Origin of the sequence: Pseudomonas sp. p1(2021b), assembly GCF_020151015.1 — a bacterium.
GTDB lineage: Bacteria > Pseudomonadota > Gammaproteobacteria > Pseudomonadales > Pseudomonadaceae > Aquipseudomonas > Aquipseudomonas putida_K.
Window position 1 is genome coordinate 4,877,873 of sequence record NZ_CP083746.1, and the last position, 12,933, is coordinate 4,890,805.

10 protein-coding genes are annotated in these 12,933 nt (G+C 65.6%); 2 read left to right on the forward strand and 8 right to left on the reverse strand.

Annotation, left to right across the window (positions count from 1 at the left end):
- Positions 1-15: 15 nt before the first annotated feature.
- The 4 genes from K8374_RS22640 to K8374_RS22655 all read right to left on the reverse strand — a co-directional run bounded on the left by K8374_RS22640 (position 16) and on the right by K8374_RS22655 (position 6,339).
- The gene (locus K8374_RS22640) at positions 16-1,740 is read right to left on the reverse strand and encodes a putative 2-aminoethylphosphonate ABC transporter permease subunit (protein WP_224457287.1); all 1,725 of its coding nucleotides are present in this window, start codon (positions 1,738-1,740) and stop codon (positions 16-18) included.
- A 1-nt stretch (position 1,741) separates the two neighbouring features.
- Positions 1,742-2,806 carry a putative 2-aminoethylphosphonate ABC transporter ATP-binding protein gene (locus K8374_RS22645; RefSeq protein ID WP_224457288.1) on the reverse strand — a complete coding sequence of 355 codons (1,065 nt, stop codon included), beginning with the start codon at positions 2,804-2,806 and terminating at the stop codon, positions 1,742-1,744.
- Between the two features lie 400 nt (positions 2,807-3,206).
- Positions 3,207-4,076, reverse strand: coding sequence for a LysR family transcriptional regulator (locus K8374_RS22650; RefSeq protein WP_224457289.1), 870 nt, complete (start codon positions 4,074-4,076; stop codon positions 3,207-3,209).
- A 10-nt stretch (positions 4,077-4,086) separates the two neighbouring features.
- Entirely contained in the window at positions 4,087-6,339 is a 2,253-nt protein-coding gene (locus tag K8374_RS22655; protein ID WP_224457290.1) for a heavy metal translocating P-type ATPase, read from the reverse strand.
- A gap of 124 nt (positions 6,340-6,463) precedes the next feature.
- Here K8374_RS22655 and cadR point away from each other — a divergent pair, with 124 nt between their 5' ends.
- Entirely contained in the window at positions 6,464-6,907 is a 444-nt protein-coding gene (cadR, locus tag K8374_RS22660) for a cadmium resistance transcriptional regulator CadR (protein ID WP_224457291.1), read from the forward strand.
- Positions 6,908-7,033: 126 nt separating this feature from the next.
- Here cadR and K8374_RS22665 read toward each other — a convergent pair whose 3' ends face one another.
- Genes K8374_RS22665 through K8374_RS22675 form a run of 3 tightly spaced genes read right to left on the reverse strand, consistent with a single transcriptional unit; the run spans position 7,034 to position 9,661 of the window.
- Positions 7,034-8,005 (reverse strand): thymidylate synthase, encoded by a 972-nt coding sequence (locus K8374_RS22665; protein WP_224457292.1) that lies wholly within the window; start codon positions 8,003-8,005, stop codon positions 7,034-7,036.
- 48 nt (positions 8,006-8,053) lie between these two features.
- Positions 8,054-8,863, reverse strand: a complete 810-nt coding sequence (gene lgt / locus K8374_RS22670) for a prolipoprotein diacylglyceryl transferase (RefSeq protein WP_224457293.1) — start codon at positions 8,861-8,863, stop codon at positions 8,054-8,056.
- 15 nt (positions 8,864-8,878) lie between these two features.
- On the reverse strand, positions 8,879-9,661 hold the full coding sequence (locus K8374_RS22675; RefSeq protein ID WP_224457294.1) for a sulfite exporter TauE/SafE family protein: 783 nt from the start codon (positions 9,659-9,661) through the stop codon (positions 8,879-8,881).
- A 130-nt stretch (positions 9,662-9,791) separates the two neighbouring features.
- On the opposite strand from K8374_RS22675, the gene K8374_RS22680 reads away from it, so the two are divergent.
- Complete coding sequence (locus K8374_RS22680; protein ID WP_224457295.1) at positions 9,792-10,538, forward strand: NRDE family protein; 747 nt, start codon at positions 9,792-9,794, stop codon at positions 10,536-10,538.
- Between the two features lie 105 nt (positions 10,539-10,643).
- Here K8374_RS22680 and ptsP read toward each other — a convergent pair whose 3' ends face one another.
- Positions 10,644-12,923: a phosphoenolpyruvate--protein phosphotransferase gene (gene ptsP / locus K8374_RS22685; protein WP_084853747.1), complete on the reverse strand. Its 2,280-nt coding sequence runs from the start codon at positions 12,921-12,923 to the stop codon at positions 10,644-10,646.
- Between the last annotated feature and the right edge of the window lie 10 nt (positions 12,924-12,933).

Consider the following 12,933-nt stretch of genomic DNA (forward strand, 5'->3'; position numbering starts at 1 on the left):
AGGGTTGGCAGTCGGTCAGTGGCCGGGGGCGCGCTGGCGCCAGGCCTGGGAGCGGCGCAGCAGGCCGCGGGAAGCACCGGCCAGCAGCAGCGAGGCCGTCGCACTGGTCAGCAGGATCAGGGTCGACATGGCGGCAGCGCCGCCCACGTTGCCGGCGTCGTCCATGTTCAGCACAGCAACAGCGGCGAGGATGGTGTCGGGGCTGTACAGGAAAATCGCCGCCGACACCGTGGTCATCGCCGAGACGAACAGGTAGCGGATGATGTCCAGCAGCGCCGGCAGGCAGATCGGCACGGTGACCCGGGCAAAATGCTTGTACAGCGGCGCCTTGAGCGACAGCGCAGCGGCTTCGAACTCGCCGTCGAGCTGGCGCAGCGCGGTGGTCGCGGTCATCTGCGCGGTGGTCAGATAGTGGGCGATGGTGCATACCACCAACAGCGCCATGCCGCCGTAGAACACGTGCAGCGGGTTGCCTGCCAGGTTGAAGAAGAACACGTAGCCCAGGCCCAGCACCAACCCAGGCACGGCCATGGGGATGAAGCTCAGCAGGCGCAAGGCCTGGTTGAGCAGCCGTTGGCCCTGAGTCTTCTCCATCAGGTAGGCGCCGGTGAAGATCACCACGCTGCCGATCAGCGAGGTGGCCACGGCCATGGTCACGCTGTTGCGATAGGCCAGCCAGCCGCCACCGGCGGTGTCGTCGAACAGATAGTGCTTGAACGACAGCGACAGGTTGTAGGGCCAGAATTTGACCAGCGACGAATACACCGCCATGCCGATGACCAGCAGCAGCACCGCGCACACCAGCAACACGATGGCCAGGAAGCAGGCATCACGACGGCGCGAAGGCTTGGGCTGGAACACCTGGGCACGGCCACTCATGGCTTCGCCCTGGCGACGACGCAGCCAGGCATCCACGGCGAAGCTCAGCAGCGCCGGTACCAGCAAGACCATGCCGATCAGCGCGCCACGGCCAAACTGCTGCTGGCCCACCACGGCCTTGTAGGCCTCCAGCGCCAGCACCTGGTAGTCGCCGCCCACCACCACCGGCACACCGAAATCAGTGATGGTCAGGGTGAACACCAGGCAGAACGCGGCGAACACCGCCTGGCGCGTGCCCGGCCAGGTGACGCTGCGGAACGCCCGCCAGGGCCCCGCGCCCATGCTCGACGCAGCATCGAACAGCCGGGCATCGGCCAGCGACAGTGCCGAGAGCAGGATCATCAAGGCATGGGGGAAGGTGTAGATGGCCTCGCCCAGGACGATGCCCCAGAAGCCATAGACGTTGTCGGTCAACAACCCGCGCAGCAAACCCTGGTTGCCGAACAGGTACACCAGGGCGATGGCCGGCAACATCGACGGCGCCAGCAGTGGCAACAGGGAAATCCCGCGCCACAGGCCCTTGGCCGGTATCAGGGTGCGTTGCAGAGCGTAGGCGAACAGGTAGGCCAGCGGCACGACGATGGCTGCGACACTGAAGGCCACCTTGAGGCTGTTGCCCAGCAACCAGTGGAAATTCTCGCTGGCGAACAGCGCGCGGGCCGCGACCAGACCGCCGCCTTGGCCGGCGTCGCCATTGAAGCCGCGCCAGAAGATCGCCAACAACGGCATCAGCACGGCGAGGATGAGCAGGGCCAGCAACAGGCTCTTGCCGCCGACGACGAACAGGCGATCCCCCAGGGCCACACCACTGCGGGGCGCAGCCTTGGCTTGGACGATCGGCACGGACATTGGCGCGGCCATCTCAGGCAAAGACCTGCAGGCTGCGCGGTGGCAGAGCCACCCAGATGTCCTGGGAGCCCAGGCGCGGCATGGCCTCGGGGGCCACCTCCGCCAGCAGGGAATGGCCTGGCAGGGCCTTGAGCTCGAAGCTCATGCGGCAGCGGTTGCCGAGGAAGGTGATTTCCCGCACCAGGGCCGGGAACAGGTTTTCCTCATGCACCGGCGGGTTGACGGTGATCGCCTCCGGCCGGCAGAACAGGCGGCCACTGCCCGCCTGCACGGCGCCCGGTGCCAGGCGCATGTTCACGTCACCGACCTGGGCGTGATGCTCGCCGCTGCGGTGGAACGGCAGCCAGTTGCCCTGGCCGACGAACTCGGCGACGAAGGGTGTGGCGGGTTGGTCGTAGATTTCCTGCGGTGTGGCGTACTGCTCGACCTGGCCGTGGTTCATCACGGCGATGCGGTCGGCCATCAGCATGGCTTCGTCCTGGTTGTGGGTCACCATCAAGGTGGTGATGCCCAGCTGACGCTGCAGCTGGCGCAGCTCGGTGCACAGGTGCTCGCGCACGCGGGCATCGAGGGCCGACATCGGCTCGTCGAGCAACAGCAACGAAGGCGCCGGCGCCAGGGCGCGGGCCAGGGCCACACGCTGCTGCTGCCCGCCGGACAGCTGGCCGGGGTACTTCTTCTCGCTGCCGGAAAGGCCGACCAGCTCGAGCATCTCGGCCACTCGATGGCGGGCCTCTTCGCGGCTGCAGCCGGTCAGGCCGTAGGCGATGTTGGCCTCGACGGTGAGGTTGGGGAACAGCGCGTAGGACTGGAACAGGATGCCGTAGTCACGGGCCTGGGGCGGCAGCTCGGAGATGTCGCGCTCGCCGATGTACAGCTCGCCGCGATCCTGGCGCTCCAGGCCGGCGATGCAACGCAGCAGAGTGGTCTTGCCGCAGCCCGAGGGGCCGAGCAGGCAGACCAGCTCGCCTGCGGCGATGTCCAGGGACACATCGTTCAGTGCCGTGAAGGCGCCGAAGCGCTTGTGGATGCCGCGCACTTTCATTTGTGCGCCCGGGGTAGTGATGGCGTTGTTCATGACAGGGCCTCATCGAACAGATGGGGCCATGCTAGGAACTCAATGCGAAGGTTATGTGGCTGGGAAACAAAAGCTACCGATAGTGCTATTCAAAAATTTTGTAATGAATTCACCGGCCCTTTCGCGGGTAAACCCGCTCTCATAGAACAACGCATAACTCATTGATTTGACAAGGCCTGTAGGAGCGGGCTTGTCCCGCGATCAAGGGCGAAGCCCTTGCCATACAGCCGCGGCGGCTGGGCCGGCCCAATCGCGGGACAAGCCCGCTCCTACAGAAGAAGGCGGCGCCAGCCACTTGTTCTCTGCGCGACAGCGCAGCCCAAAGGGCTGGGTGATCTCCCACAGGGTTCAGCGCAATCCCTGTGGGAGCGGGTTTACCCGCGAAGAAGCCAACACCGATCTAGAACTGCGACCCAACCACCTCTTGCGCCACGCCCAGGAAGGCCGCTGGCAACCTGGCCTGGCGCCGCTCCTTGAGGCAATACAGGTACTCATGCATCACCGGCGCATTGTCCAGCGCCAGCACCCGCAGCTCCGGGTTATGCGGCACTTCATGGCGGGCGATGATGCTGATGCCGATGTTGCGCAGCACCGCCTCGCGGATCGACTCGCGGCTGCCGATCTCCAACAGCGTCCCGCCACCGATCCCGGCCTCCTCGAGCATCCGTTCGGTCAGCTTGCGGGTGGTCGAGCCCTGCTCGCGCATCAACAGGCAGTGCCCGGCCAGCGTCTCGATCGACACCGTTTCCCGATGGGCCAACGGGTGATTGCGGTGCACCGCCACCACCAGCGGGTCGGCCCCCAGCACCTTGCGCACCAGGCGATTGTCCTCCACCAGCTGCGACGACGCCGCAATGTCCACCCGGTAGTCCTCGAGCATTTCCAGCACCTGCTGGGAGTTGCCGATCTCCACCGTCAGCCCCACCTGGGGCAGGCGTTCGCGGAAGACCTTCACCAGGTCGAGGATGTAGTACGGTGCAGTGGCAGCGATGCGCAAGCCGCCCTGGGCCTGGCCACTGTTGCGCAGCTCGAACTCGATGTCGGCTTCCTGCTGGAGCAGCGCCTTGACCATCGGCAGCAACCGTGCGCCCTCCTCGCTCAGCACCAGGCGCCGCCCACCACGGTAGAACAGCTCCACCGCGTACTGGCTCTCCAGGTTGCGGATCTGTGTGGTCACCGTGGGCTGGCTGAGCCCGAGCTTCTTTGCGGCCAAGGTAATGCTGCCCAGGCGGGCCACCATGTAGAAAGCCTTGAGCTCGGCGCTCAGCATCGCGAAACCTCTATTTGCGCAGCAGGCGCAAGCCGTTGAACACCACCAGCAGGCTCACGCCCATGTCGGCGAACACCGCCATCCACATGGTCGCCAGGCCGGCGAAAGTGATCGCCAGGAAAATCGCCTTGATACCCAGGGCCAGCACGATGTTCTGGGTGAGTATCGCCGCACTTTGGCGCGACAGCCTGACGAAGGCGGGGATTTTGCGCAAGTCGTCGTCCATCAGTGCCACATCGGCGGTCTCGATGGCGGTGTCGGTGCCTGCGGCCGCCATGGCGAAACCGATCTCGGCACGGGCCAGGGCCGGTGCGTCGTTGATGCCATCGCCGACCATGCCCACGCGATGCCCCTGGGCATACAGCTGCTCGATACTGCCGAGCTTGTCTGCAGGCAGCAGGTTGCCCTCGGCGCGGTCGATGCCCACCTGGGCGGCGATGGCCTGGGCCGTGTGCGGATTGTCGCCGGTCAACATGACAGTCTTGATGCCCAGCGCGTGCAGTTCGGCGATGGCCTGGCGGCTGCTGTCCTTGACCGTGTCGGCTACGGCGAACAGCGCCAGCGGGCCGGAGCCGTCGAGCAGTAGCACCACCGTCTTGCCCTGGCGTTCCAGCTGGTCCAGCTCGGCCTCGAGCGCTGGCGAGCACAGGCCCAGTTCCTCGACCAGGCGATGGTTGCCCAAGTGATAGCGCACGCCCCCGATTTCGCCGCGCACGCCATGGCCGGCCAGGGCGGTGAATTCGCCGACCTCTTCCAAGGCCAGGCCTTGCACTCGCGCCAGCTGGGCGATTGCCCCGGAAACCGGATGGTCGGAGCGCGCCGCGAGGCTCGCGGCCAAGGCCTGGGCACGGCCTTCGAACAACGGATCGAGGACTTTGCTGTCGGTCTGCACCGGCTTGCCATGGGTGATGGTGCCGGTCTTGTCCAGGGCGAGGAAGTCCAGCTTGCGGCCGCCCTCCAGGTAGACTCCGCCCTTGATCAGGATGCCCTTGCGCGCCGCGGCGGCCAGGCCGCTGACGATGGTCACCGGCGTGGAGATCACCAGTGCGCACGGGCACGCCACCACCAGCAGTACCAAAGCGCGGTAAATCCAGTCGAACCAGGCGCCAGCCATGAGCAGCGGCGGGATGATCGCCACCGCCAGGGCCACGACGAATACCGCCGGCGTGTAGATGCGCGAGAACTGGTCGACGAAACGCTGGGTCGGTGCCCGGGCGCCCTGGGCCTCTTCGACGGCCTTGATGATGCGCGCCAGGGTCGACTGGCCGGCCAGGGCCGTGACGCGGTACTCCAGCGCGCCGGCCTGGTTGATGGTACCGGCGAACAGCTTGTCGCCCACCGCCTTCTCGACCGGCAGGCTTTCGCCGGTGATCGGCGCCTGATCGACGCTCGATTGCCCGCTGACCACTTCGCCGTCCAGGCCGATGCGTTCGCCCGGGCGCACCCGCACCAACGCTCCCAGGGCCACCTCGCGGACCTCGACCTCACGCCACTGGCCATCGGCCTGCTGCACCGTGGCCATGTCCGGGCTCAGCTGCATCAAGCCACCGATGGCGTTGCGGGCACGGTCCAGCGAACGCGCCTCGATCAGTTCGGCGACCGTGAACAACACCATGACCATGGCCGCTTCCGGCCATTGGCCGATCAACACCGCGCCGGTGACGGCGATGCTCATCAAGGCGTTGATGTTGAGGTTGCGGTTCTTCAGGGCGATCCAGCCCTTCTTGTAGGTCCCCAGGCCACAGCCCAGGATGGCCACCAGTGCCAGGGCGGCAACGACCCATTCCGGCGCCAGGCCAGCGAAGTGCACCCCCTCGGCGGCAATCGCCGCCACGCCGGAAAGCGCCAGCGGCCACCAACGGGTCTTGCCGGGCTGCGGTGCGGTGTGGGTACCGTCGTCCTCGCTGGCCAGGGGCTCGGCATGCATGCCCAGGCTGTCGATGGCCTGTTCGATCTCGGCGGTGCCGCCCAGGGTGTGATGCACACCGAGCACCCGGTTGATCAAGTTGAATTCCAGTTGCTCGACCCCGGCCAGCTTGCCGAGCTTGTCCTGGATCAGGCTCTGCTCGGTAGGGCAGTCCATCGCCTCGATGCGGAAGCGGCTGAGCCGAGCGCCGGCGCTGGCCGCCTGGGTCAGTTTCACCCTGGCAGGTGCCGCCGCGGCGCTGCAGCAGCTGTGGGCGTGGGCATCATGGCGATGGCCTTCCTGGCCGTGGTCATGGGCGTGGTCATGCTTGTGTTCATGGCTGACAGGCTGGTTCATGGAATCGTCCTTAATGAGCACTGGGCTCTGTAGGCGCGGGGCGAGCCCGCACTACAAAGTGGGTTGTTGCCAAGTGAACACCCTGTAGCCACTATAGGGTCAACCCTCCCCCTGGAGATTTGCCATGAAGATCGGAGAACTGGCCAAGGCCACCGATTGCGCCGTGGAGACCATCCGCTACTACGAGCGCGAGCAACTGCTGCCGGAACCGGCACGCACCGAAGGCAACTACCGGCTGTACACCCAGGCCCATGTGGAGCGACTGACCTTCATCCGCAATTGCCGCACACTGGACATGACCCTGGACGAGATCCGCAGCCTGCTGGCCCTACGTGACAGCCCCGATGGTTCGTGCGGTAGCGTCAATGCACTGATCGACGAACATATCGAGCATGTGCAGGCGCGGATCGATGGATTGATGGCGTTGCAGGCGCAGCTGGTAGAGTTGCGCCAGCGATGCAATGCCAAAGGGTCGGAGTGTGCGATCCTGCAGCAGTTGGAGACGAACGGGGCGGTATCGGTGCCGGAGACCGAGCACTCACATGTGGGGCGCAGCCACGGACATTGATCTTGCGGCCCATCGCGGGACAAGCCCGCTCCTACAGACACAGCACAAGATCAGGATCGGCGCCAAACCTGTAGGAGCGGGCTTGCCCCGCGATGGGCTGCGCAGCAGCCCCCGACGATCCAGAGGTCAGACCGCCATCGGCGCCGTCATCGGCGCATGGTGCTCGTACCCTTCCAGCCAGAAGTCGCTCGGCTCGATCTGCTCCAGCCACTCGGGCTCGTATTTGCCCGTCTCGGCAAAGGCCGGTACCCGGTCGCTGATCACCAGCTTCGGCGCTGCCAGCGGCTCGCGCTTCATCTGCTCGCTCAACATGTCCAGGTGGTTCTCGTACACATGGGCATCGCCGATGAAGTAGGTGAACCAGCGTGGGGTATAGCCGGTCAGGCGGCCGAACAGCGACAGCAGTGCTGCGCCCTCGGTCAGGTTGAACGGCGTGCCCAGGCCCAGGTCGTTGGAGCGGATGTAGAGGGTCAGGGAAATTTCCCGCGTCTCGACATTGGGGTGGAACTGGTACAGCAGATGGCACGGCGGCAGCGCCATTTCATCGAGCTGGGCGCAGTTCCAGCCGTGGAACAGGATGCGCCGGCTGCCCGGGTCGTTGGCGATGGTGTCCAGGCACTGACGCACCTGGTCGATGGCCTTGTACAGGATGACGAACGCCTGGCCGTCTTCCTCGTCCTGGGCGATCCGGCGGAAACCGGCCTTCTCGGCCATTTCGATGGCAGCCGGGTTGCTCAGCGGGATGCGCTTGTAGCCCGGCCACTGGCGCCACTGCACACCGTAGATCTCGCCGAGGTCGTCATGGCCCTGGCGGAACGGGTTGGCCAGCCACTGGGCATTTTCGTTGGCGTTCTGGTCCCAGACCTTGCAGCCCAGCTCGCGGAACTGACCGGCGTTCTTCACGCCGCGCAGGAAGCCCACCATCTCGCCGATCGCCGACTTGAACGCCAGCTTGCGCGTGGTGATGGCCGGGAAGCCCTTCTGCAGGTCGAAACGCAGCATGGCGCCCGGCAGGCTGATGGTACGGATGCCGGTGCGGTTTTCCTGCAACGTGCCGTTCTCGATGACGTCGCGGACCAGGTCTAGATACTGTTTCATGACTTACCTGTAGCAAGAACGGCAGGAGGATCGCCCCTGCCGTGAGAGTCAAACGGTGGCCTTGGCCGTCGGTTTACGGTTGTAGGCCCACCAGATCAGGAAGATGCCGCCGACGATCATCGGCACGCAGAGCAGTTGCCCCATGGTCAACCAGCCGAAGGCGATGTAGCCCAGCTGGGCGTCGGGCACCCGCACGAATTCCACGATGAAGCGGAAGATGCCATAGAACAGCGCGAACATGCCGGAAACGGCCATGGTCGGGCGCGGCTTGCGCGAATACAGCCAGAGGATGACGAATAATGCCACACCTTCGAGGGCGAACTGATACAGCTGCGACGGGTGACGCGGCAGCTGGGCCGGGTCGCTGAACGGCGGGAAGACCATCGCCCAAGGCACGTCGGTGGCCTTGCCCCAGAGCTCGGCATTGATGAAGTTGCCGATGCGCCCGGCGCCCAGGCCGATCGGCACCAGTGGGGCGACGAAATCCATCAGCTCGAAGAACGACTTGTTGTTGCGCTTGCCGAACCACAGCGCCGCCAGCATCACGCCGATGAACCCGCCATGGAATGACATGCCGCCCTTCCACACTTCGAAGATCAAGGTCGGGTTGGCCAGGTACTGGTGCAGGTCATAGAACAGCACGTAGCCCAGGCGCCCGCCGACGATCACGCCCATCGACAGCCAGAACACCAGGTCGGAGAGTTTTTCGCGGGTCCAAGTGGGGTCGAAGCGGTTCAGCCGACGCGAGGCGAGCAGCCAGGCACCGCCGATGCCGATCAGGTACATCAACCCATACCAGTGGATTTTCAGCGGGCCGATGGCCACGGCCACGGGGTCGATCTGCGGGTAAGGCAGCATGGTGGTTCCTCTAGGTCAAATCAGGAAGCTCAGGCCGACGCAGAACAGCAGCGCGGCGAACAGGCGCTTGAGCAGACGCGGCGACAACCGATGTGCCAGGCGCGCGCCGAAGCGGGCGAAAAACATGCTGGTCACGGCAATACCCACCAGCGCAGGTAGGTAGACGTAACCCAGGCTGTGGGCCGGCAGGTGCTCGTCGTGCCAACCCAGCCACATGAAGCTCAGGGCGCTGGCCACGGCGATCGGCAGGCCGCAGGCCGAGGAGGTGGCCACGGCCTTCTGCATCGGCAAGCTGCGCCAGGTCAGGAACGGCACGCTCAGCGAACCGCCACCGATGCCGAAGATCGCCGAGGCCCAGCCGATCACCCCACCGGCACCGACCAACCCAGGCTTGCCGGGGATGCCACGGCTGGCCTTGGGCTTGAGGTCCAGGGCCATCTGCACGGCGATCACCAGGGCGAACACGCCGATGATCTTCTGCAGCATCGGCCCCTGGATCAGCGAGGCGGTCTTGGCGCCGATGCCGGCACCGATGAGGATGCCCAGGGTCATCCAGGCGAAGATCGGCCACTGCACCGCGCCCTTGCGCTGGTGCTCCAGCACGGCGTTGATGGAGGTGAAGACGATGGTCGCCAGAGAGGTACCGACGGCCAGGTGGGTCAGCACCAACGGGTCGAAGCCCTGCAAGGTGAAGCTGAACACCAGCACCGGCACGATGATGATGCCACCCCCCACGCCGAACAGCCCCGCCAGTACGCCGGCACATGCGCCCAACAACAGATAGAGTACGAATTCCATTCGCCGTCCCCATGGAAACAATGCGGCATGGTAACGGATGCCAGCCCCGGGGCTCTAGTGAACTCTGTGTCAGATATTGGATCGACACGGGGCCAGCCGGTAGAGTGGCCAAAACAACCGAGGCCCTACCATGTGCCTGATCGTGTTCGCCTGGCGGCCAGGGCATGCCCTGCCGCTGATCGTCGCGGCCAACCGCGACGAATTCTATGCCCGGCCCACCCAGGCCCTGGAGGCCTGGAAGGATGCCCCTGGCGTGTATGCCGGGCGCGACCTGGAAGCCGGCGGCACCTGGCTGGGTGTCGGCCCGAACGGTCGGTTCGCCGCACTGACCAACATTCGCGACCCTGGCCAGCCCCTTGGGCCGCGTTCCCGTGGCGAGCTGGTGGCGGCATACCTCAGTGGCACGCTGGACGTGGACGCGTACCTGGATCAGGTGGCCAGCCGCGCCAGCCAGTATTCAGGGTTCAACCTGCTGGTGGGCGACGGCGAGCGTCTGGGTTACCTGCATGCCCGCGAGGCGGCGCCGCGCCTGCTCGAGCCGGGTATATATGGCGTGTCCAACGCCGGGTTGGATACGCCCTGGCCCAAACTGGTCAAGGCACGCAGAGGGCTGCAGGGCATGCTCGACGACCCGGACCCGCAGCGGCTGCTGGGGCTGCTGGGTGATGGCGAGCCTGCACCGGAAGCGGATCTGCCGGAAACCGGTGTAGGGCTGGCGACCGAGAAGCTGCTGTCGAGTGTGTTTATCGCCAGCCAGAACTACGGGACACGGGCCAGTACGGTGCTGATCGTGGATGCTCAGGGGCGGCGACGGGTAATCGAGCGCAGTTTCGGGCCGTTTGGTGGCCATTTGGGCGAAGTGGAGATTCTGGTCTAGCGAATGGGGCCGCTCCTACAAAGCACAGCTTTGGAGGGGCCACGCGGTCGGTGTAGGAGCGGGCTTGCCCCGCGATGGGCTGCGAAGCAGCCCCAAAGGGAAATGTCAGAGGGTCTTGTTGGCCCCAGGCCCGATCATCCGCGCCAGCCCCAGGTTCTTCAGGGCCAGCTGCAGCGCACTGTGGATAACCTGCGGGTTGTCATGGGCCATGGCCTCGGTCAGCAGCTCCTTGGCCTTGCTCAGGTTGATCTGGCGCAGCATCCACTTCACCTTCGGCAGGTTGGTGGCGTTCATCGACAGGCTGTCGAAGCCCATCGCCATCAACAGCACCGCCGCAGCCGGGTCTCCGGCCATCTCACCGCAAATGCTCACCGGCTTGCCTTCGGCGTGGGCGTCACGCACCACCGTCTGCAAGGCTTGCAGCACGGCTGGGTGCAGGTAGTCGTAGAGGTCGGCGACCCGCGGGTTGTTGCGGTCGACCGCCAGCAGGTACTGGGTCAGGTCGTTGGAGCCGACCGAGAGGAAGTCCACCTGGCGTGCCAGCTCACGGGTCTGGTAGACCGCCGCAGGAATTTCGACCATCACCCCGACCGGCGGCATCGGCACGTCGGTACCTTCGTCCCGCACCTCGCCCCAGGCGCGGTGGATCAGGTGCAGCGCCTCTTCCAGCTCATGGATGCCGGAAATCATCGGCAACAGGATGCGCAGGTTGTTCAAGCCCTCGCTGGCCTTGAGCATGGCGCGGGTCTGCACCAGGAAGATTTCCGGGTGGTCGAGGGTGACGCGGATGCCGCGCCAGCCAAGGAAAGGGTTTTCTTCCTTGATCGGGAAATACGAAAGCGCCTTGTCGCCACCGATGTCGAGGCTGCGCATGGTCACCGGCAACGGATGGAACGCCTGCAGCTGCTCACGATAGATCGCCAGCTGTTCCTTCTCGCTGGGGAAGCGCTGGTTGATCATGAACGGCACTTCGGTGCGGTACAGGCCCACGCCTTCGGCGCCGCGCTGCTGGGCACGGGCGACATCGGCGAGCAAGCCGGTGTTGACCCACAGCGGCATGCGATGGCCGTCCGGGGTGACGCAGGGCAGTTCGCGCAGGGCATCCAGGCCCTGGGCGAGCTGGCGCTCTTCCTCGACCACGTCGCTGTACTGCTTGCGCAGCACCTCGCCCGGGTTGGTGAACACTTCACCCTTGTAGCCGTCGACGATCAGCTCGATGCCGTCGACCTTCGAATACGGCAGGTCGACCAGGCCCATGACCGTCGGGATACCCATGGCCCGCGCCAGGATCGCCACGTGCGAGTTGCCCGAGCCCAGTACCGAGACCAGGCCTACCAGCTTGCCTTCGGGCACCTCGCCCAGCATGGCCGGGGTCAGCTCCTCGCTGACCAGAATGGTGTTGTCGGCATAGACCAGCGACTGCGAGCGCGCTTGCTGGAGATAGGCCAGCAGGCGGCGGCCGAGGTCCTTGACGTCCGACGCCCGCTCGCGCAGGTAGTCATCGTCCATCAGCTCGAAACGGTTGACGTGCTCGCCCACGACCTGACGCAGGGCGCCCTGGGCCCACTGGCCGGTCTTGATGACCTCGATCACCTCGCCACCGAGGGCGGCATCCTCGAGCATCATCAGGTAGACGTCGAACAACGCGCGCTCTTCAGGGCGCAGCTGGGTGGCGAGCTTGGCCGACAGCTTGCGCATGTCGGCGCGAACGCCCTCCAGGGCGTTGTTGAACAGCTTGAGTTCGGTGTCGATATCTTCGACGGTCTTGTCCGGGACCACTTCCAGGTCGGCAGGCGGTAGCATCACCACGGCCCTGCCGACGGCAGCGCCCGGCGAACCGGGCACGCCGACGAAACGGGCCTCCTGGATCCCCTTGCCCTGGCGGCCCAGGCCGCGGATGGAGCCGGTGGCCTCGGCATGGGCGATCACGCCGGCGAGCTGGGCGCTCATGGTGACCAGGAAGGCTTCCTCGCCTTCGTCGAACTGGCGGCGCTCCTTCTGCTGGATGACCAACACGCCCACCACGCGGCGGTGGTGGATGATCGGTGCACCGAGGAAGGAGGCGAAGCGCTCCTCGCCGGTTTCGGCGAAGTAGCGGTAACGGGGGTGGGCAGCGGCGTCCTCGAGGTTCAGCGGCTCTTCGCGGGTACCGACCAGGCCCACCAGGCCTTCGTTGGGGGCCATGCTGACCTTGCCGATGGAGCGCTTGTTCAGGCCTTCGGTGGCCATCAGCACGAAGCGGTTGGTGTCCGGGTCGAGCAGGTAGACCGAGCAGACCTGGCTGCCCATGGCTTCCTTGACGCGCAAGACAATGATCCCCAACGCCGTCTTGAGATCTTTGGCGGAGTTCACTTCCTGGACGATCTTGCGCAGCGTATTGAGCATGGCTCGGGGT

Coding starts and splice junctions, on each gene's coding strand:
- K8374_RS22640 (WP_224457287.1), bottom strand. CDS start 1,740: ATGGCCGCGCCAATGTCCGTGCCGATCGTCCAAGCCAAGGCTGCGCCC.
- K8374_RS22645 (WP_224457288.1), bottom strand. CDS start 2,806: ATGAACAACGCCATCACTACCCCGGGCGCACAAATGAAAGTGCGCGGC.
- K8374_RS22650 (WP_224457289.1), bottom strand. CDS start 4,076: ATGCTGAGCGCCGAGCTCAAGGCTTTCTACATGGTGGCCCGCCTGGGC.
- K8374_RS22655 (WP_224457290.1), bottom strand. CDS start 6,339: ATGAACCAGCCTGTCAGCCATGAACACAAGCATGACCACGCCCATGAC.
- cadR (WP_224457291.1), top strand. CDS start 6,464: ATGAAGATCGGAGAACTGGCCAAGGCCACCGATTGCGCCGTGGAGACC.
- K8374_RS22665 (WP_224457292.1), bottom strand. CDS start 8,005: ATGAAACAGTATCTAGACCTGGTCCGCGACGTCATCGAGAACGGCACG.
- lgt (WP_224457293.1), bottom strand. CDS start 8,863: ATGCTGCCTTACCCGCAGATCGACCCCGTGGCCGTGGCCATCGGCCCG.
- K8374_RS22675 (WP_224457294.1), bottom strand. CDS start 9,661: ATGGAATTCGTACTCTATCTGTTGTTGGGCGCATGTGCCGGCGTACTG.
- K8374_RS22680 (WP_224457295.1), top strand. CDS start 9,792: ATGTGCCTGATCGTGTTCGCCTGGCGGCCAGGGCATGCCCTGCCGCTG.
- ptsP (WP_084853747.1), bottom strand. CDS start 12,923: ATGCTCAATACGCTGCGCAAGATCGTCCAGGAAGTGAACTCCGCCAAA.